This is a genomic window from Streptomyces sp. CB01249 (genome assembly GCF_001905735.1).
Classification (GTDB): domain Bacteria; phylum Actinomycetota; class Actinomycetes; order Streptomycetales; family Streptomycetaceae; genus Streptomyces.
Window position 1 is genome coordinate 616,356 of the sequence record NZ_LISW01000004.1, and the last position, 18,214, is coordinate 634,569.

The 18,214-nt window shown below is 71.4% G+C and carries 18 protein-coding genes; 9 read left to right on the top strand and 9 right to left on the bottom strand.

The genetic code is table 11. The annotated features are described in order from the left end of the window. The first annotated feature begins 74 nt into the window (after nucleotides 1–74). The 3 genes from hpt (at nucleotide 75) to folE (ending at nucleotide 3,587) form a co-directional block, all read left to right on the top strand. The gene (gene hpt / locus AMK18_RS22400) at nucleotides 75–614 is read left to right on the top strand and encodes a hypoxanthine phosphoribosyltransferase (protein WP_037777945.1); all 540 of its coding nucleotides are present in this window, start codon (nucleotides 75–77) and stop codon (nucleotides 612–614) included. A gap of 193 nt (nucleotides 615–807) precedes the next feature. Continuing rightward, nucleotides 808–2,832: an ATP-dependent zinc metalloprotease FtsH gene (ftsH, locus tag AMK18_RS22405; RefSeq protein WP_018102242.1), complete on the top strand. Its 2,025-nt coding sequence runs from the start codon at nucleotides 808–810 to the stop codon at nucleotides 2,830–2,832. A 149-nt stretch (nucleotides 2,833–2,981) separates the two neighbouring features. Continuing rightward, nucleotides 2,982–3,587 (top strand): GTP cyclohydrolase I FolE, encoded by a 606-nt coding sequence (folE, locus tag AMK18_RS22410; RefSeq protein WP_073864155.1) that lies wholly within the window; start codon nucleotides 2,982–2,984, stop codon nucleotides 3,585–3,587. Between the two features lie 42 nt (nucleotides 3,588–3,629). On the opposite strand, the gene AMK18_RS22415 is transcribed toward folE, so the two are convergent. From AMK18_RS22415 to AMK18_RS22440, 6 genes are all read right to left on the bottom strand, one after another. Continuing rightward, nucleotides 3,630–4,115 carry a DUF3180 domain-containing protein gene (locus AMK18_RS22415; RefSeq protein ID WP_073864157.1) on the bottom strand — a complete coding sequence of 162 codons (486 nt, stop codon included), beginning with the start codon at nucleotides 4,113–4,115 and terminating at the stop codon, nucleotides 3,630–3,632. A 58-nt stretch (nucleotides 4,116–4,173) separates the two neighbouring features. Then, nucleotides 4,174–4,785 (bottom strand): 2-amino-4-hydroxy-6-hydroxymethyldihydropteridine diphosphokinase, encoded by a 612-nt coding sequence (folK, locus tag AMK18_RS22420; RefSeq protein WP_026171402.1) that lies wholly within the window; start codon nucleotides 4,783–4,785, stop codon nucleotides 4,174–4,176. Continuing rightward, nucleotides 4,782–5,141: a dihydroneopterin aldolase gene (folB, locus tag AMK18_RS22425; protein WP_018102247.1), complete on the bottom strand. Its 360-nt coding sequence runs from the start codon at nucleotides 5,139–5,141 to the stop codon at nucleotides 4,782–4,784. Before folB ends, folK begins: the two co-directional genes overlap by 4 nt. Nucleotides 5,142–5,351: 210 nt before the next feature. Continuing rightward, entirely contained in the window at nucleotides 5,352–5,855 is a 504-nt protein-coding gene (locus AMK18_RS22430; RefSeq protein WP_376456831.1) for a nuclear transport factor 2 family protein, read from the bottom strand. Beyond that, nucleotides 5,852–6,706, bottom strand: coding sequence for a dihydropteroate synthase (folP, locus tag AMK18_RS22435; protein ID WP_073864158.1), 855 nt, complete (start codon nucleotides 6,704–6,706; stop codon nucleotides 5,852–5,854). Before folP ends, AMK18_RS22430 begins: the two co-directional genes overlap by 4 nt. Before the next feature lie 30 nt (nucleotides 6,707–6,736). Further along, nucleotides 6,737–8,566, bottom strand: coding sequence for a phosphatidylglycerol lysyltransferase domain-containing protein (locus AMK18_RS22440; RefSeq protein ID WP_198957057.1), 1,830 nt, complete (start codon nucleotides 8,564–8,566; stop codon nucleotides 6,737–6,739). A 139-nt stretch (nucleotides 8,567–8,705) separates the two neighbouring features. Here AMK18_RS22440 and AMK18_RS22445 point away from each other — a divergent pair, with 139 nt between their 5' ends. Next, nucleotides 8,706–9,827, top strand: a complete 1,122-nt coding sequence (locus AMK18_RS22445) for an alpha/beta hydrolase (RefSeq protein WP_073864161.1) — start codon at nucleotides 8,706–8,708, stop codon at nucleotides 9,825–9,827. 18 nt (nucleotides 9,828–9,845) lie between these two features. Here AMK18_RS22445 and AMK18_RS22450 read toward each other — a convergent pair whose 3' ends face one another. After that, complete coding sequence (locus AMK18_RS22450) at nucleotides 9,846–11,021, bottom strand: betaine/proline/choline family ABC transporter ATP-binding protein (protein WP_073864162.1); 1,176 nt, start codon at nucleotides 11,019–11,021, stop codon at nucleotides 9,846–9,848. A gap of 131 nt (nucleotides 11,022–11,152) precedes the next feature. Here AMK18_RS22450 and AMK18_RS22455 point away from each other — a divergent pair, with 131 nt between their 5' ends. From AMK18_RS22455 to AMK18_RS22470, 4 genes are all read left to right on the top strand, one after another. Further along, a complete protein-coding gene (locus AMK18_RS22455; protein WP_073864164.1) occupies nucleotides 11,153–11,857 on the top strand; it encodes an ABC transporter permease in 705 nt (234 codons plus the stop codon). A 1-nt stretch (nucleotide 11,858) separates the two neighbouring features. Continuing rightward, complete coding sequence (locus tag AMK18_RS22460) at nucleotides 11,859–12,533, top strand: ABC transporter permease (RefSeq protein WP_073864166.1); 675 nt, start codon at nucleotides 11,859–11,861, stop codon at nucleotides 12,531–12,533. A gap of 85 nt (nucleotides 12,534–12,618) precedes the next feature. After that, nucleotides 12,619–13,596 (top strand): ABC transporter substrate-binding protein, encoded by a 978-nt coding sequence (locus AMK18_RS22465; RefSeq protein WP_018102255.1) that lies wholly within the window; start codon nucleotides 12,619–12,621, stop codon nucleotides 13,594–13,596. A gap of 116 nt (nucleotides 13,597–13,712) precedes the next feature. Beyond that, a complete protein-coding gene (locus AMK18_RS22470) occupies nucleotides 13,713–14,687 on the top strand; it encodes a hypothetical protein (protein ID WP_026171404.1) in 975 nt (324 codons plus the stop codon). Nucleotides 14,688–14,719: 32 nt separating this feature from the next. Here the strand turns inward: AMK18_RS22470 and AMK18_RS22475 are convergent, their stop codons facing one another. Further along, complete coding sequence (locus AMK18_RS22475) at nucleotides 14,720–15,862, bottom strand: NADH-quinone oxidoreductase subunit D (RefSeq protein WP_018102257.1); 1,143 nt, start codon at nucleotides 15,860–15,862, stop codon at nucleotides 14,720–14,722. Nucleotides 15,863–15,933: 71 nt separating this feature from the next. Further along, nucleotides 15,934–16,902 carry an SAM-dependent methyltransferase gene (locus tag AMK18_RS22480; RefSeq protein ID WP_073864167.1) on the bottom strand — a complete coding sequence of 323 codons (969 nt, stop codon included), beginning with the start codon at nucleotides 16,900–16,902 and terminating at the stop codon, nucleotides 15,934–15,936. A 94-nt stretch (nucleotides 16,903–16,996) separates the two neighbouring features. Between AMK18_RS22480 and AMK18_RS22485 the strand changes: the two genes are divergently transcribed. Then, nucleotides 16,997–18,214 (top strand): sensor histidine kinase, encoded by a 1,218-nt coding sequence (locus tag AMK18_RS22485; RefSeq protein ID WP_026171405.1) that lies wholly within the window; start codon nucleotides 16,997–16,999, stop codon nucleotides 18,212–18,214.

The window sequence follows — 18,214 nt, forward strand, 5'->3', positions numbered from 1 at the left end:
GCGGCCGCGCAGGTCCGGGACTCCACCCCCGGACCCGGCAGGCACAGAAAGAGACGCGGGTGAACGAGAAGGACATGGGCACCGACCTCCAGTCGGTGCTCCTCACCAAGGAAGAGATCGACGCGAAGCTCGTGGAGCTGGCCGCGAAGATCGACGCGGAGTACGCCGGCAAGGACCTGCTCCTCGTCGGGGTCCTCAAGGGCGCCGTCATGGTCATGGCGGACCTGGCGCGTGCGCTGTCCACCCCCGTCACCATGGACTGGATGGCCGTCTCCTCGTACGGCGCGGGCACCCAGTCCTCCGGTGTCGTCCGGATCCTCAAGGACCTGGACACCGACATCAAGGGCAAGCACGTCCTGATCGTCGAGGACATCATCGACTCCGGCCTGACGCTGTCCTGGCTGATGTCGAACCTGGGCTCGCGCGAGCCCGCCTCGCTGGAGATCTGCACCCTCCTGCGCAAGCCGGACGCGGCCAAGGTCGCGCTCGACTGCAAGTGGGTCGGCTTCGACATTCCCAACGAGTTCGTCGTCGGCTACGGCCTCGACTACGCCGAGAAGTACCGCAACCTCCCCTTCGTCGGGACCCTCGCCCCGCACGTATACGGAGGCTGAGGGCCCGCGGACCCGCCGCAGGGCCCGCCGGGAACCCTCACGGGCCGCCCGCCGTTGAGCCTTCGAGGCGCGATTGCCGGACGTCCGAGGCGGACGCCGGTGACCATGCTGGGGTACCGTCCGAAGAACAGTCTTTACTCACAGCAGCATTTACCTACGGGCAGGAGGGACGGGGCGTCTTCGCCTCGTATGGATGGACGTGAAGCGATACTTCCGTGGGCCGGTCATGTGGATCGTGCTGGCCGTCCTCGCCGTGGTCGTGTTGATGAATGTCGTCGGCTCGGGCGGCGGCTACAAGACGGTGGACACCGGACAGGTGATCCAGGCGATCAGCAAGAACCAGGTGGACCAGGCCAAGCTCACCACCGGTGACGATCACATCATCAAGGTCGAACTGAAGGACGGTCAGAAGCTGTCCGGCGAGTCCGGCAGCAAGTTCCAGGCGAGCTACATCGGCAACCAGGGCGTCCAGCTCGCCGACATGCTCCAGAAGAAGTACGAGAGCGGCGACATCAAGGACGGGTACACCGTCTCGCCCTCGAAGCAGTCCCCGTTCGTCTCGATCCTCTTCTCGCTGCTGCCGTTCGTCCTCATCGTGGTCGTCTTCCTGTTCCTGATGAATCAGATGCAGGGTGGCGGCTCCAAGGTCATGCAGTTCGGCAAGTCCAAGGCCAAGCTGATCACCAAGGACACCCCGAAGACGACGTTCGCCGACGTGGCGGGCTCGGACGAGGCGGTCGAGGAGCTCCACGAGATCAAGGAGTTCCTCCAGGAGCCGGCCAAGTTCCAGGCCGTCGGCGCCAAGATCCCCAAGGGTGTCCTGCTCTACGGGCCTCCCGGTACGGGCAAGACCCTGCTCGCGCGCGCCGTCGCGGGCGAGGCGGGCGTCCCGTTCTACTCGATCTCCGGCTCCGACTTCGTGGAGATGTTCGTCGGTGTCGGCGCCTCCCGGGTCCGCGACCTCTTCGAGCAGGCCAAGGCGAACGCCCCGGCGATCGTCTTCGTGGACGAGATCGACGCCGTCGGCCGCCACCGCGGCGCCGGTATGGGCGGCGGTCACGACGAGCGCGAGCAGACGCTCAACCAGCTCCTCGTGGAGATGGACGGCTTCGACGTGAAGGGCGGCGTCATCCTGATCGCCGCCACGAACCGCCCGGACATCCTCGACCCGGCGCTGCTGCGCCCGGGCCGCTTCGACCGGCAGATCGCGGTCGACCGGCCGGACATGCAGGGCCGCCTGGAGATCCTGAAGGTCCACCAGAAGGGCAAGCCGGTCGCCCCGGACGTCGACCTCGGCGCCGTCGCCCGGCGCACGCCCGGCTTCACCGGTGCCGACCTGTCGAACGTGCTGAACGAGGCCGCGCTCCTGACGGCGCGCAGCAACCAGAAGCTCATCGACAACGCGATGCTGGACGAGGCCATCGACCGTGTCGTGGCGGGCCCGCAGAAGCGGACCCGGATCATGTCCGAGAAGGAGAAGAAGATCACCGCGTACCACGAGGGCGGACACGCCCTGGTCGCGGCGGCTTCCCCCCAGTCGGACCCGGTCCACAAGATCACGATCCTCTCCCGCGGCCGCGCCCTCGGTTACACGATGGTGCTCCCGGAGGAGGACAAGTACTCCACGACGCGCAACGAGATGCTCGACCAGCTGGCCTACATGCTGGGCGGGCGCGCGGCCGAGGAGCTGGTCTTCCACGACCCGACCACCGGCGCCGCGAACGACATCGAGAAGGCCACGGCGACGGCCCGCGCGATGGTCACGCAGTACGGCATGACCGAGCGGCTCGGCGCGATCAAGTTCGGCGGCGACAACACCGAACCGTTCGTGGGCCGCGAGATGGGCCACCAGCGCGACTACTCGGAAGAGGTCGCCGCGCTGGTGGACGAAGAGGTCAAGAAGCTCATCGAGACCGCGCACAACGACGCGTGGGAGATCCTCGTAGAGAATCGCGACGTGCTCGACACCCTGGTGCTCCGCCTTCTGGAGAAGGAGACCCTGGGCAAGGAGGAGATCGCCGAGATCTTCGCCCCGATCGTCAAGCGCCCGGCCCGCCCCGCGTGGACCGGCTCCGCCCGCCGCACCCCGTCCACCCGCCCGCCGGTCCTCTCCCCGAAGGAGCTCGCCCTCACCAACGGCGCGAGCACGGCCGCCGCCCCCGTCACGGACGCCGTGCCGGGCACGGAGGCCCTCCCCGAGGAGCGTCCCGAGAGCTAGTCACCGACCCGGTGTGTCCCCCGTCACGGGGCTCCCACCAGGCCCGGAATGGATGCCGCGTCCCCCAGGTTCTAGCCTGTTGGGGGCGCGGCTTTTCCGTACACCTGCGCGGATGCCCCCGCAGCGACAGCTCAAGGAACGAGGCACACATGACCGACCCGGTGACGCTGGACCCCCAGGGGCCGATCGGCGAGTTCGACGAGAAACGTGCCGAGGCCGCCGTCCGGGAGCTGCTGCTGGCCGTGGGCGAGGACCCCGACCGCGAGGGCCTGAAGGAGACGCCGGGGCGGGTGGCGCGGGCGTACAAGGAGATATTCGCCGGGCTCTACCAGCAGCCCGAGGACGTCCTGACGACCACGTTCGACCTGGGCCACGACGAGATGGTGCTCGTCAAGGACATCGAGGTGTTCAGTACGTGCGAACACCACCTGGTCCCGTTCCGCGGGGTGGCGCACGTCGGGTACATTCCGGCCACCAGCGGCAAGATCACCGGCCTGTCGAAGCTGGCCCGGCTGGTGGACGTCTACGCCCGCCGGCCGCAGGTGCAGGAGCGGCTGACCACGCAGATCGCCGAGTCCCTGATGGAGATCCTGGAGCCGCGTGGCGTCATCGTCGTCATCGAGTGCGAGCACATGTGCATGTCGATGCGCGGCATCCGCAAGCCTGGGGCGAAGACGCTGACCTCCGCGGTCCGCGGACAGCTGCGCGACCCCGCGACGCGCGCCGAGGCCATGAGCCTCATCATGGCGCGCTGACCCCGCTCCCCGCCCGTCCCCGAGCCAGACCCGGAAGCGGCGTTACGCAGCCGCCGCGTCCGGCTTGTTGTCGTCCTTGTCGTCCGGGAGCTTGCAGACGTGTTCCAGGAAGAGGGCGGCGGCGATGACCGCGATGCCGGCCAGGACCGCGAAGGCGGCGTAGATGGCCTGGTCGCGGCGGGGCGGGTTGTCCAGGGAGCCGAGCAGGAAGACGGCCGTGCCGCCGTACATGCCGGAGACCAGGGCGACGACCAGGGCGCTCGCCTGGGCGAAGACCAGGGCGCGGGCGGCCATCATGGGCTCGACGCCCTTCGCGTCCGGGCGCCGTTCGCGCTGGGCGCGCAGGCGGGCGCGGAGGGACAGCGCCGTGGCCAGCAGGACGACGGCGATCAGCGCGAGGACGATGGGCGCGAAGAGCGGGACGCTGGGCAGCGTGCCCAGGGAGTCCCAGAGGCGGGCGGCGCCCCAGGACAGGACTCCGGCGGCGGCGAAGAGGCCGGCCAGGACTCCGAGCCGTAGTGGCTTCACCCCGTGCGCCGCCCTTCGCCGCCTGTGTCCGTCGTGCTGTGTTCTGTGAGCCTAACGACTACTCGGGCAGCCGGAGTTCCAGGTCGGCCCGGGGGAGCACGCCGTCGCGCCCGACACCGGTCAGCAGATCGGCGACCGGGCCCGCGCCGGGCAGCTGGGCCTCGGGGTCCACGTCGTGCCAGGGGGCGAGCACGAAGGCGCGCTCGCGGGCCCGGGGGTGGGGAAGGGTGAGCACCGGGTCGTCGGAGACGACATCCGCGTACGACACGATGTCGACGTCGATGGTGCGCGGACCCCAGCGCTCCTCGCGGACCCGTTCGAAGGCTTCCTCGATGGCCTGGCCGCGCTCCAGGAGCGAGGACGGGGGCAGCGTCGTCTTCACGACGATCACCGCGTTGAAGTACGAGGGCTGGGAGCCCGGGTCGACGCCCCAGGGCTCCGTCTCGTACACCGGGGAGACCGCCTTGACCCGGAGGCCGGGCGTGTCCTCCAGGGCGTCGATGGCGCCCTGGAGCGTCTCCAGGCGGTTGCCCAGGTTGGCGCCGAGCGAGAGCACGGCCATTTTGGGGTTGGAAAGGGTGATGTCCGCGGCGTCCACCTGCTCGACCACGGAGGCGGGCACCGGCTGTACGGTCGGGTCGCTCTGCCCTTCGGTGGAAAATGCAGTCATGCTCGGCTCCGGGTGATGGTGATGGTGACGTCGTCGAACGGGACGGTGATGGGCGCGTCCGGCTTGTGCACCACGACCTCCACCTCCTCGACGCCGTCGTGCTTGAGGCACTGCTGGGCGATGCGCTCGGCGAGCGTCTCGATCAGGTCGACCGGCTCGCCCTGGACCACCGAGACGACCTCCTCCGCGACCACGCCGTAGTGCACGGTCTTCGTCAGGTCGTCGGTGGCTGCCGCGGGGCGGGTGTCGAGGCCGAGCACCAGGTCCACGATGAACGTCTGTCCCTCTTCCCGTTCCCGGGGGAAGACGCCATGGTGCCCGCGGGCCTTGAGGCCGCGCAGCGCGACACGATCCACGCGAATCACTCCTGCTGTCGTTGGTCCGGGGGCACGGGGCCGCGTGCGGGCGGCCGGGTGCCCGATTTCGAATCTACCTGCGAGCACCGACAGCCCTTCCCCGTGGGGGCCGGGCCTGCGGGCGCGGAACAGATAGCCGCTGATACCCCGATGTGGCGGGGTCCAATCACCCGGGACGGGCTTTCGTGCCCGAAAGAGGGTCGGACCGGCTCAGGACGTGGGGTCTTCGTCCTCTTCCTCACCGGTTTCGGCCAGTACGGGCGAACCGTGGTGCGACCAGAGCTTCCAGCCGTCCGGAGTGCGGCGGAACACATTCGTGGCGACGACGAGCTGCCCGACGAGCGGGCCGAGCGAGGCACCCTCCTCGGCGGGGCCGCCGCTGAGGATGTTCTCGGTGCAGGTCACCAGCGCGGTGTCGGCGGTCATGGAGACGCTGACGTCGGTCAGGAAGAACTGGATGTACTCGGTGTTCGCCATGATCAGCGCGTAGCTGCGCAGCACCTCGCGCCGCCCGCTGAGCACCGGCCACCCGGGGTGCACGCAGGAGACCGTCAGCTCCTCGTCCGGCAGCCAGGCCGAGGTCAGCGCGTCCAGGTCGCCGCGCTCCACCGCCTCGTAGTACGCGGTGTTGGCCTGCTCGACGGCCGCGATGTCGGCGGCGGCGTCCGCGTGCTCGTCGCCGCGCCCGGCCAGCTCGTCGCCCGGCCCGGTCACGCGGCTCCCTCGATCGCGCGGGCGACCCGGACGGCGTCGGCGGTGGCCCGGACCTCGTGGACGCGGACCGCCCAGGCGCCGGCCCGGGCGGAGAGGGCGGAGACGGCGGCGGTGGCGGCGTCGCGCTCGCGGGCGGGCGGCGGTGCGGCGCCCTCGCGGGCCAGGACGTGGCCCAGGAACCGCTTGCGGGACGCGGCGACCAGCAGGGGACGGCCGAGGGCGTGCAGCGCGTCCAGCCCGGCCAGCAGCGCCAGGTCGTGCGGGGCGTCCTTGGCGAAGCCGAGCCCGGGGTCGATGACGAGGCGTTCCGGGGCGATGCCGCCGGCCACCACCGCGTCCATCCGGGCGCGCAGCTCGTCGGTGACCTCGGCGACCACGTCCCCGTACACCGCCCGGCTGTTCATCGACTCGCTGAAGCCGCGCCAGTGCATGACGACGAACGGCGCGCCGGCGGCGGCGACCACGGGGACCATGTCCGGGTCGGCCTGGCCGCCGCTGACGTCGTTGACGAGGACCGCCCCGGCGGCGACGGCCTGCTCGGCGACGCGGGCGCGCATGGTGTCGACGGAGACCGTGACGCCCTCCGAGACCAGGCCCCGGACGACCGGGATCACCCGGCGCAGCTCCTCGGACTCGTCCACCCGGCTGGCGCCGGGGCGGGTGGACTCGCCGCCGACGTCCACGAGGTCGGCGCCCTCGGCGACCAGGTCGAGGCCGTGCTTGACGGCCTTCGTGGTGTCGAACCAGCGGCCCCCGTCGGAGAAGGAGTCGGGCGTCACGTTGACGACGCCCATGACCGCGCAGCGGTCCCACTCCGGCAGACCCTGGACCGTTCCACGCAACGTACTCATATGACCAGCCTAGGCCCGTATCGCGAGGCTCTATGCCGTACGGGCGTCCTGGTCGCCCGCCTGGGGGCGTGCGTGGGCGCAGGGGCGGCGCGGGGCGAACCGGAGGGGGCGGGGGAGCGCCAGGTGCACGAAGCCCTCGGCCTGCATCGCGGCGAAGGAGATGCGGGGCAGGTCGCGGGCGGTGCGGTAGACCACGAAGCGGGGCTCCCAGCGCGGCCGGAACTTGGCGTTGAACTTGTACAGCGACTCGATCTGGAACCAGCGCGAGAGGAAGATCAGCAGCCCGCGCCAGACCCGCAGGACGGGCCCCGCGCCCAGCTTCTCGCCCCGGGCGAGCGCGGAGCGGAACATCGCGAAGTTCAGCGAGACGCGGCTGATGCCGAGCCGGGGCGCGGCCTGGAGGGACGCGACGATCAGCAGTTCGTTCATGCCGGGGTCGGCCGAGCGGTCGCGGCGCATGAGGTCGAGGGACATGCCGTCGCGGCCCCAGGGCACGAAGTGGAGCACGGCCTTCAGGTCGCCGTACGGGGAGCCTTCGGCGTGCTCGTCCGCCTTGTGGGCGGTGGCGACGAAGCAGTCCTGGTCGGAGGCGTCGCCGATCCGGCCGAGCGCCATGGAGAAGCCGCGTTCGGTGTCGGTGCCGCGCCAGTCGGCGGCGGCCCGGCGGATGCGGGCGAGTTCGGTCTCGCCGATGTCGGCCACGCGCCGGACGCGGGTCTCGTAGCCGCCCCGCTCAATACGCTTCACCATCTGGCGTACGTTGCGCATCGCGCGTCCGGCGAGGGAGAAATCCGCGACGTCGACCACCGCCTCGTCGCCCAGCTCCAGGGCGGTGAGTCCGGTCTCGCGGGTCCAGACCTCGCCGCCGGTCTCGCCGCATCCCATGACGGCGGGGGCCCAGGAGTGGGCCCGGGCCTCGTCCATGAAGCGTTCGATGGCGCCGGGCCACGCCTCCACGTCGCCGATCGGGTCGCCGCTGGCGAGCATCACGCCGGAGACCACGCGGTAGCAGACGGCGGCCTTGCCGCTGGGCGAGAAGACGACGGCCTTGTCGCGGCGGAGCGCGAAGTGGCCGAGGGAGTCGCGTCCGCCGTGCCGTTCCAGCAGGGCGCGCAGCCGGGCCTCGTCGTCCTCGGTGAGCCGGGCGGCCGGGTGCTCGGGGCGGAAGGCCAGGTAGATGGTGGTGACGGCGGTCAGCAGGCCGAGGGCGCCGAGTGAGCAGCCGACGGTCCAGGAGGTGTCCCCGGAGTAGTCGACGGGCCCCTCGAAGCCGACCAGGCCGTACAGCACGTGCTGGAGGCGGTCGGCGATGCTGGGGCTGCCGACCATGCGGCGGGGGTGGGCGCTGACGATGACCAGGCCGAGGCCGAGCGAACCGGCGCCGAGCAGGACGAAGTTGGCCAGGGCACGCCAGCGGCTGCGCGGGTCGGGCAGGGCGGCGAACTCGCTCCGGTGGCGCACCAGCAGGTAACACAGCGTCAGCGAGACCAGGGCGCCCAGGATCGAGTGCCGGTAGCTGAACTGGGCCAGCGCGCCCGCCGGGAGCAGGACGACCGCGGCCCGCCAGGCCCGGCGCTTGTGCCGCTTGAGGCCGTGGGCCAGGAGCAGCAGCAGGACCCCGGCGCTGAGCGAGAGCGCGGCCGCGAACGGGCCGAGGGCCCCGGGAAGGACCTCGGCCAGACTGTGCATGCGGCTGTGCCGGAAGCGCGGGAAGACCCCGGCCGCGACGTCGATCAGTCCGACGGCGGTGCAGGCCGTGCCGACGAGCGCGGGCACGGCCTCCGGCCGGGGGCCGCGCACGAACGCACGTGCGCGAACCGGAACCGATCCTGATTTATCCCCATCTACCGTGACAGACATCGCTTCCCGTGGTTCCGCGAGAGATTCCTGGAGTCCGGCGGCCGGAGCCCTGCGGACGATGTGCGACCTCTAGGACGATCCTTCCGGGCCGCGGGTTCACCCGCTGCCCGGAAATTTCCTGACAGAAAGTTCACCGGTCATGGGCCTTACGGGCAAGCCTCTGCTGATCCTCGCGATCGTGGTGGCCGTCGTGCTGTTCACCCTCACCGTCTGGTGCTGGCCGAGGCTCGCCCGGCGCAGTGCGCCCGCGGTGGCCGGCCGGGTGGGCATGCTGCTCGCGACCCAGGTGGCGGTGTTCGCCACGGTCGGCCTGCTGGCCAACAACAGCTTCCTCTTCTACGGCTCCTGGGCCGACCTGTTCGGCCGCAAGCAGGAGCTGGGCGTGGTCACCGACCATGCCGCCGGGACGCTGGCCGCGAAGAACATCGTCCGGGTGGGCACGCAGCGGCCCGACGTGCCGGGCGGGGCGCTGCCGAGGATGGGCGGCCGGATCGACAAGGTCGTGATCGCGGGGAAGCACTCGGGCATCGAGAGTTCGGCGTACGTCTATCTGCCGCCGGAGTACTTCCAGCCGGCGTTCGCCCGGCGGAAGTTCCCGGCGGTGGTGGTGCTCACCGGCTACCCGGGCACCTCGGAGAACCTGATCAAGGGGCTGCGCTATCCGCGTACGGCACACGAACGGGTGAAGGCCGGACGGGCGCAGCCGATGGTCCTGGTGATGCTGCGTCCGACCGTGGCGCCGCCCCGGGACACCGAGTGCGTGGACATAAAGGGCGGCCCCAAGACGGAGACGTTCTTCGCGGAGGACGTGCCCCGGGCGGTGTCGGCCGGGTACCGGGTCGGCAAGCGGGCACGTAACTGGGGCATCATCGGCAACTCGACGGGCGGCTACTGCGCGTTGAAGATCGGGCTGCACCACCCGGGCCGGTACGCCGCGAGCGCGGGGCTCTCCGCGTACTACAAGGCGGCCGAGGACCCGACGACCGGTGACCTCTTCCACGGCGACCGGGCGGCGCGGCACCGGGCGGACCTGCTGTGGACGCTGGACAACCGGCCGCAGCCGGACTCCTCGTTCCTGGTGACGACCTCGCGCCACGGTGAGGCGAACTACGCCGACACGCAGAAGTTCGTCGCCAAGGTGAAGCAGCCCGCGCAGGTCTCCTCGATCGTGCTGGACAGCGGCGGGCACAACTTCAACACCTGGCGCCGGGAGATCCCGGCGGCGCTGGAGTGGCTGAGCAGTCGGCTGAGCGAGAGTTGAGCGTACGGCCCCGCCTTCTCAGAGCCCGGCCGCGCCCGCCACGCTCTCGACCTCGACCTCCGCGCGGGGGACCGCGCGGCCGTCCGCGCCGACCGAGCGGCGCAGCGCCTCGTGCAGCCGGGCCGGGGTGAGCACGCCCAGGAAGCGGCCCTCACCCGCCTCGTCGATGACGGCGATCCAGCCGGCGTCGTGCTGGAGCATGGTGGCGAAGGCCTGTTTGAGCGGGGCGCCGAGGGGGAGCCACGCCTCCATGCGGCGGGCGTGGTCGCGGACGGTGCCCTTGGCGGTGCGCGCGTCGTCGGCGGGGATCCAGCCGTGCAGGTGCTCGTCGCCGTCCAGGACGACGGCCCAGCGGGCGCCCTCCGCGCGGAGGCGTTCGGTCGCGGTGGACAGCGGGTCGTCCAGGTGGACGACGGGCGGGCGGTCGAGGTCGCTCTCCTCGACGGGGGTGACCGAGAGCCGCTTGAGGCCCCGGTCGGCGCCCACGAAGTCGGCGACATAGGCGTTGGCGGGGGCGCCGAGCACGGTCGCGGGGGTGTCGAACTGCTCGATCGAGCCCTGCCCGTAAACGGCGATGCGGTCGCCGAGACGGACCGCTTCCTCGATGTCGTGGGTGACGAACAGGACGGTTTTGCGGACCTGTTCCTGAAGCTTCAGGAATTCGTTCTGAAGGTGCTCGCGGACCACGGGGTCGACCGCGCCGAACGGCTCGTCCATCAGCAGGACCGGCGGGTCGGCGGCCAGCGCCCGTGCGACGCCGACGCGTTGGCGCTGGCCGCCGGAGAGCTGTTCGGGATAGCGGTCGCCATAAACGGAAGGATCGAGTCCGACGAGGTCGAGGAGTTCCGCGGCGCGGGCGCGGCCCTTTTGGCGTTTCCAGCCGAGGAGATGGGGAACGGTGGCGGTGTTCTCCAGGACCGTCTTGTGCGGGAAGAGGCCTACTTGCTGGATCACATAGCCGATGCGGCGGCGCAGTTGCACGGGGTCGATGGCGGATATGTCGTCCCCGTCGAGGAATATCCGGCCCTCGGTCGGTTCGATCAGCCGGTTGACCATCTTCATGGTGGTCGTCTTGCCGCATCCCGACGGTCCGACGAGCGTGACCAGTTCACCCTCGGCGACCTCGAAGGAAAGGTCGTCGACGGCGGTGGTGCCGTCCGCATACCGCTTGGTGACGTGCTCGAAACGGATCATGGTTCCCCATTGTCGCGGGTGTTCTGTGAAGGACATGTTGCTGGAACACAACGGCTCCGGCGATTGTCAGTGGTCGAGGATAGGCTCGCCGGACATCAGTACGAGAAAGCGAACGGGAGGTGGGGGGACGGATGGCCGGACAGAACTGCCTGGTGACGAACGACTGGATCTGCGGGGAGTATCTCCGTTCCCGGAGCCAGGAGTTGACGGACGCCACCGTCCAGCACATCTGGATCACCGCCGTCTCGGTCGTGATCGGTGTGGCCGTCGCCTTCCCGCTGGCGCTCCTCGCACGCAGGGGCCGCGGATTCGCCGGGCCGGTCCTCGGGCTGACGACGGTGCTCTACACGGTGCCGTCGCTCGCGATGTTCTCGCTGCTGCTGCCCTTCTTCGGGCTGTCCGCCGCCCTGGTGGTCACCGGGCTCGTGCTGTATTCGCTGACCATCCTCGTACGCAACATCCTGGCGGGCCTGGAAGCGGTGCCCGAGGAGGCGAAGGAGGCCGCGCACGGCATGGGCTACGGGCCGGTCCGCCTGCTGTGGGAGGTGGAGCTGCCGCTCGCGCTGCCCGCGCTGATGGCGGGGATACGGATCGCCACGGTGTCCACGATCGCGCTGACCACGGTCGGTTCCATCGTCGGCCGGGGCGGCCTGGGCAATCTCATCGAGGACGCGCTGCCGAGCTTCTTCAAGGCCCAGGTGCTGGCCGCCTCGGTGCTCTGCGTGCTGCTCGCGGTCGTCGCGGACCTGCTGCTGCTCGGGGTGCAGCGGCTGCTGACGCCCTGGACGCGCATACGTGCCGCCGCATCCGGCCCGGCGAAGGCGGAGGCGGTCTGACATGGGAGTTCTCGGGGACGCCTGGACCTGGCTCACCACCGGTGCCAACTGGTCGGGGGAGAGCGGGGCCGGCCACCGGCTGAGCGAGCATCTGTACGTCAGCGGGGTCGCCCTCGCCCTGGCCTGCGCCATCGCCCTGCCCCTCGCGCTGTACCTGGGCCACATCAGGAAGGGCGGCGCCCTCGCGGTCAACCTGGCCAACGTGGGGCGCGCGGTGCCGGTCTTCGCGGTGCTGGCCCTCTTCATGGTCTCGCCCCTGCGCAACGCGGGGTACATACCGACGATCATCGCCCTGGTGCTGTTCGCCGTGCCGCCGCTGCTGACCAACGCCTACGTGGGGATGACCGAGGTGGACCGCTCGGTGGCGGAGGCGGCGCGCGGGATGGGCATGTCGGGCGGCCAGCTCTTCCTGCGCGTCGAGCTCCCCCTCGCCTACCCGCTGATCATGACCGGGCTGCGGTCGGCCGCCGTCCAGGTGGTGGCCACGGCGACCATCGCGGCCATGGTCGGCCAGGGCGGCCTCGGCCGCATCATCACCGCCGGTTTCAACACGTACGACACCGCGCAGGTGGTGGCGGGGGCCCTGCTGGTCGCCGTGCTCGCCCTGCTCGTGGAGGCGGTCCTGGTGGCCGTCGACCGCCTGCTGTCCCCGCTGCGCCGCCGCCGGACCGCGTAGGGACAGCGGCTCGCCCCACCCGTAAATCCTGTCGCATACGCACCACTTGTCACATACGGCCTCGCCGCCGTGGACGGAGAAGAACATGACCAGCACCTCACGCATGGCCGGCGCCGTCATCGGCATCCTCGCGCTGGCGGGCTCGCTCGCCGCGTGCGGCGGGGACAGCCTGGAGAAGGACAAGGGCGCCCCGGCCGGAGGCCAGGACTCCGGCAAGAAGGGCTCGCTGGTCGTCGGCGCCGCCGCCTTCACCGAGTCCAAGGTGCTCGCCGAGCTGTACGCGCAGGTCCTCGGGGACGCCGGATACAGCACCTCGGTCACCACCGTGAAGAACCGCGAGCTGTACGAACCCTCCCTGGAGAAGGGCGAGATCGACGTCGTACCGGAATACGCGGCGACGATCGCGGAATTCCTCAACGCGAAGGTGAACGGGGCGAAGGCCGCCGAGTCGAAGCCCGTCGCCTCGGGCGACACCGCCGCCACCGTCGCCGCCCTGAAGAAGCTCGCCGAGCCGCGCGGACTGAAGGTCCTTCCGGCCGGGAAGGCCGTCGACCAGAACGCGTTCGCGGTGACCAAGGAATTCGCCGACAAGCACAAGCTGAAGACCCTTTCGGATCTCGGCGCGGCGAAGATCGGCGTCAAGGTCGCGGCGGGCGACGAGTGCGAGGTGCGGCCCTTCTGCGCACCCGGCCTGAAGAAGACGTACGGCATCGACGTCACCGGAATCGACCCGAAGGGCGTCGGCACCCCGCAGTCCAAGCAGGCGGTGAAGGACGGCAAGGACCAGCTCGTCCTGACCACCACCACCGACGCCGTGCTCGACACCTACGACCTGGTGTTCCTGGACGACGACAAGAAGCTCCAGAACGCGGACAACGTCCTGCCCGTCCTGAACGCGAAGGACGCCGGCGACCAGGAGATAGCCGACGCCCTCGGCAAGCTCACCGGCGCACTCACCACCGACGACCTCGCACAACTGAACCGCAAGGTCGACGCGGAGCGCGCCAAGCCGGCCGATGTGGCCCGCGAATATCTCCAGTCGAAGGGCCTGATCAAGAAGTAGAAAGGCCCCCGGGGAGGCGCCCGGAGATCGGGCAGCGGGAGCCGCCGGGTAACTTGCCGGGCACAGATTGCCGGGCGGCTCCCCAAGTACGCCGCGTACACGGTAAATTTCGGGCCATGCCCCGTGGACGCCATCGCCATTCGCCACCACTGCACAGAATCCTTCCGCCTTCGGCCGTCGCCGGAGCGGCGGTGGCCTGTGGAGCGGGGGCCTGGCTGCTGACCGAAACCATGGTCCTGCGCGCGCTGGTCGCGGCCGCCGCTGCGGCCGCCGTCACCGGCGCCGTCCTCATGCGCGGCTGGGACCGCGAGGCGGGCCGTCGCGTCGCCGAGCTGGAGCGCGCCCGGGCGAGCGACGAGTGGCGCGCCGAGGAGCGCGCGGCGGAGCTCGAAGCGGACCTGGAGGAGGCGCGGGAGATCCGCGCCCGCCTGGAGACGAAGCTGCGCCGCAAGCGCGTCGAGCTGGCCGGGCTGCGGGGCGAACACGCCGCGCTGCTGCGCCGGTACGCCAACGCGGAGACCGAGCGCGCCAGCGTCCTGGAGAGCCGGCGGCAGCTCGCGATCGAGGCGTCCGCGCCCGCCCGCGCCCTGCCCCCCGCCCGCTCCACGCCCACCCCGGACTCCTACGCCCGCGCCGCCCAGGCACTGGCCGACCTCCCGCGCAACGCGGCGCTCCAGAAGGCCCGCCGGATCGCGGACCAGGCGCAGCGGGACCTCGCGGAGCGCGCCCGGGAGGAGAAGCAGGCGCAGGACGCCCTGCCCGCCGCCCGGCCCGCCGTTCAGCCGCCCGCGATGCGCCCGGTGCCGGCCGCCAGCGCGGTCGTCCCGTACGCGGGGTCGCGCCGCCAGCCGGTGCCGCAGGGCAACTTCGACTTCTTCGGTACGCAGAAGGCCGTGCCCGCCGCGGCCGAGCGCGCCGCCATCGAGTCCGTGCAGAACGAGGACCTGGCCGACGTGGTCGGCGAGGAGGTCCTGGCCGCGCACCGCCCGGACGCGCCGGAGGACCGCGCCGTCGGCAAGGTCATCGACCTCACCGCGCACGACGAGACGGAGCAGCTGGACGTCGCACAGCTGCGCAGCGCGATCTCGTAACGCGGGGGCGCCCGTTACGTGGCGGTGGCGCCCTACTTGTCGATGTCGCCGACGACGAAGAACAGCGAGCCCAGGATCGCGACCATGTCGGCGACCAGCGTGCCCGGCAGCAGTTCGGTGAGCGCCTGGATGTTGTTGAACGACGCCGAGCGCAGCTTCAGCCGGTACGGGGTCTTCTCGCCCTTGGACACCAGGTAGTAGCCGTTGACGCCGAGCGGGTTCTCGGTCCAGGCGTACGTGTGGCCCTCGGGGGCCTTGAGGACCTTCGGCAGCCGCTGGTTGACGGGCCCCGGCGCGAGGTCCGCCATCCGGTCGAGGCAGGCGTCGGCGAGGTCCAGGGCGTTGTGCGTCTGCTCCAGCAGGCATTCGAACCGGGCCAGGCAGTCGCCCTCGGTCCGGGTGACGACCTTCAGGGTGTCCCGCAGCTCCCCGTACGCGAGATACGGCTCGTCGCGCCTCAGGTCGAAGTCGACGCCCGAGGCACGGGCGATCGGCCCGGACACCCCGTACGCGTGCACCGCCTCGGCGGACAGCACGCCGACGCCCCGGGTGCGGCCCCGGAAGATCTCGTTGCCGAGGACCAGTCCGTCGTACACGTCCATCCGGGAGCGGACCGAGGCGACGGCGTCCCGGGCGCGGCCGAGCCAGCCCGCCGGCAGGTCCTCCTTGAGGCCGCCGACCCGGTTGAACATGTAGTGCATCCGGCCGCCGGAGACCTCCTCCATCACCGCCTGAAGCTCCTCGCGCTCCCGGAACGCGTGGAACACGGGGGTGATGCCGCCGAGTTCCAGCGGGTACGAGCCGAGGAACATCAGGTGGTTGAGGACCCGGTTCAGCTCGGCGAGCAGAGTGCGGGTCCAGACCGCGCGCTCGGGGACCTCCATGCCGAGCATCCGCTCGACGGCCATCACGACGCCCAGCTCGTTGGAGAACGCGGAGAGCCAGTCGTGGCGGTTGGCGAGCATGATGATCTGGCGGTAGTCGCGGGCCTCGAACAGTTTCTCCGCGCCGCGGTGCATGTAGCCGACGACCGGTTCGGCGTGCTGGACGCGTTCGCCGTCCAGGACGATGCGGAGGCGGAGCACGCCGTGGGTGGAGGGGTGCTGGGGGCCGATGTTGAGCACCATGTCGGTGCTTTCGGCTGCGCCGCCGATGCCGATGGTCGTCTCCGTCATGGGGCGATTATTGCGTGCCGCGCCGTTGCTCGGGGCGCTGCCCCGGACCCCGCTCCTCGATCGCCGGGGGCTCAGAATTTCCGCTGCTCCAGCCAGCCGAAGTCGCCCAGGCCGCCCCTTGCCGTCAGTTCCGCTGCCTCGCCCGCCGTGGACAGGGCGCGGAGGTACGCCGTCGGGTCGGTCGACGCCAGGGCCAGAGGCGGGCGTCCGCCCGTGATGCCCAGGGCGGACAGGGCCTCGCGCTGGGTGCGTACGGTCGCGTCCGGGGCGGCCGCCGCGCACGCGTCCAGGGCCACGTGGGCGGTGAGGTCGCAGCTCCCGTCCGGGACCGGCCGGACCTCGCGGCCCGCGCGGAAGCCGGTGAGCGTGCCGAAGGGCGGGCGTTCCCCGCGTACGTGCGCGTAGTCCACCGCCACCGCGAGCCCGGCGGACAGCGTGGAGACCGCCGCCGCCCACGCCTCGTCGCGCGGGCGGCCGATCTCCGCCCGGCTGCCCGGTCCCGCCGACGGCCACCAGCGGCGCAGCCACTCCGCGTCCGCCCCGGTCACCGGAGCGCCCAGCCGCTCCGCGCCGTCGGAGGCGCGCACCTCGACGTACCGTTCGACGCCCTCGGCATCGGTCTCCGCGACGGGGAGCGGCACATTGTCCAGCCACTCGTTGGCGAAGAGCAGCCCGCGCGCCCCCGGCGGCGGTGCCGCGCACCACTCCACCCGGGGATCCAGGCCCTCGGGGCGGGCGGCGAGCTCCACCGCGTACGCGCGCACCGCGAGATCCGCCCCGCCCTCGGCCGGGAGCGCGGCGAGGACGCCGGTGACGAGTTCCCCGCGCCCGGCGCCCATGTCGACCAGGTCCACCCGGGCGGTGCCGAGCTCCGCCGCCGTACGGACCAGGAGCCGGGCGACGGCGGCGGCGAACAGGGGGGAGGCGTGCACAGAGGTACGGAAGTGGCCCGCGGGGCCCTCGGGGCGCCGGTAGAAGCCCTCGTCGCCGTAGAGAGCGGTCTCCGCCGCCTCCTGCCACCCACGCCACGCATCCGTCACGGGCCCAGTCTCCACCTTGGGGAGTACGGTCCGGGGACCCGGATCGGCCCTCCGGTTGACCCGGCGGCCTCCGGCCTTCTTTACGCTGGGTTACGTGCAACGCCTCTACGATTTCATCCGCAGACACCCGACGGGCGTCGACAGCTTCTGGGCTGTCTTCCTCCTCGGGCTCTCCGGCATGACCATCGTGGTGGGCGACGTCGGGCACGGCGGCCGTCTCGAACGGATCGCGATCGTGCCGGTCGTCCTGGGGCTCTGTCTCGTCGTCGCGCTGCGCCGCCGTGCGCCGGAGAAGATGCTGCTGCTCGCCATCGCGATGGGCGTTCTCCAGCTGATCTGCGGCGTCCGGCCGAACGTCGCGAACTTCGCGATGCTCGTCATCACCTTCACCGTGGCGACCGTCGGTGAGCGCTGGGCCTCCCGGCTCGCCCTGGCGTGCAGCCTGACCGCGGCCGCGATGTCCCAGCTCCGCTGGCCGAACGAGGAGGGCGACCCGCGCAACTGGGCCCAGACGATCTTCGTCGTCGTCGTGCTCACGGTGCCCTTCGTGCTGGCCTGGGTGCTCGGCGACTCGATGCGGACCCGGCGGGCCTACTTCGACCAACTGGAGGAGCGGGCGGCCCGCCTGGAGCGGGAGCGCGAGGCCCAGTCGAAGGTCGCGGTGGCCGCCGAGCGGGCCCGTATCGCCCGCGAACTGCACGATGTCGTCGCGCACAACGTCTCCGTGATGGTGGTCCAGGCCGACGGCGCCGCCTACGTCATGGACGCGGCGCCCGACCAGGCCCGGCAGGCACTGGAGACCATCTCCAGCACCGGCCGCCAGGCGCTCGCGGAGATGCGGCGGCTGCTCGGGGTGCTGCGGACGGGCGACGCGCAGGAGAGCGGGGAGTACGTCCCGCAGCCCGACGTCGAGCAGATCGAGGAGCTGATCGACCAGGTCCGCAAGGCCGGCCTGGCGGTGGACTTCAAGGTCGAGGGGACCGCCCGCCCGCTGCCCAGCGGCGTCGAGCTGACCGCGTACCGCATCGTGCAGGAGGCCCTGACCAACACCCGCAAGCACGGCGGCCCGCATGCCGGGGCCAGTGTGCGGCTGGTCTACTTCGACGACGGGCTCGGCCTGCTGGTCGAGGACGACGGCCGGGGCGCCGCGCACGAGCTGTACGAGGACGGGGGCGCCGACGGCGCCGGCCACGGCATGATCGGCATGCGGGAGCGGGTCGGCATGGTCGGCGGCACACTGGACGCCGGGCCGCGCCCCGGCGGAGGATTCCGGATCAGCGCGCTGCTGCCCCTCAAGGCCGCCGACCGCTGA

Coding starts and splice junctions, on each gene's coding strand:
- AMK18_RS22440 (WP_198957057.1), bottom strand. CDS start 8,566: ATGTCTGTCACGGTAGATGGGGATAAATCAGGATCGGTTCCGGTTCGC.
- hpt (WP_037777945.1), top strand. CDS start 75: ATGGGCACCGACCTCCAGTCGGTGCTCCTCACCAAGGAAGAGATCGAC.
- AMK18_RS22465 (WP_018102255.1), top strand. CDS start 12,619: ATGACCAGCACCTCACGCATGGCCGGCGCCGTCATCGGCATCCTCGCG.
- ftsH (WP_018102242.1), top strand. CDS start 808: ATGGACGTGAAGCGATACTTCCGTGGGCCGGTCATGTGGATCGTGCTG.
- AMK18_RS22460 (WP_073864166.1), top strand. CDS start 11,859: ATGGGAGTTCTCGGGGACGCCTGGACCTGGCTCACCACCGGTGCCAAC.
- AMK18_RS22470 (WP_026171404.1), top strand. CDS start 13,713: ATGCCCCGTGGACGCCATCGCCATTCGCCACCACTGCACAGAATCCTT.
- AMK18_RS22455 (WP_073864164.1), top strand. CDS start 11,153: ATGGCCGGACAGAACTGCCTGGTGACGAACGACTGGATCTGCGGGGAG.
- folE (WP_073864155.1), top strand. CDS start 2,982: ATGACCGACCCGGTGACGCTGGACCCCCAGGGGCCGATCGGCGAGTTC.
- AMK18_RS22445 (WP_073864161.1), top strand. CDS start 8,706: ATGGGCCTTACGGGCAAGCCTCTGCTGATCCTCGCGATCGTGGTGGCC.
- folP (WP_073864158.1), bottom strand. CDS start 6,706: ATGAGTACGTTGCGTGGAACGGTCCAGGGTCTGCCGGAGTGGGACCGC.
- AMK18_RS22450 (WP_073864162.1), bottom strand. CDS start 11,021: ATGATCCGTTTCGAGCACGTCACCAAGCGGTATGCGGACGGCACCACC.
- AMK18_RS22475 (WP_018102257.1), bottom strand. CDS start 15,862: ATGACGGAGACGACCATCGGCATCGGCGGCGCAGCCGAAAGCACCGAC.
- folK (WP_026171402.1), bottom strand. CDS start 4,785: ATGACTGCATTTTCCACCGAAGGGCAGAGCGACCCGACCGTACAGCCG.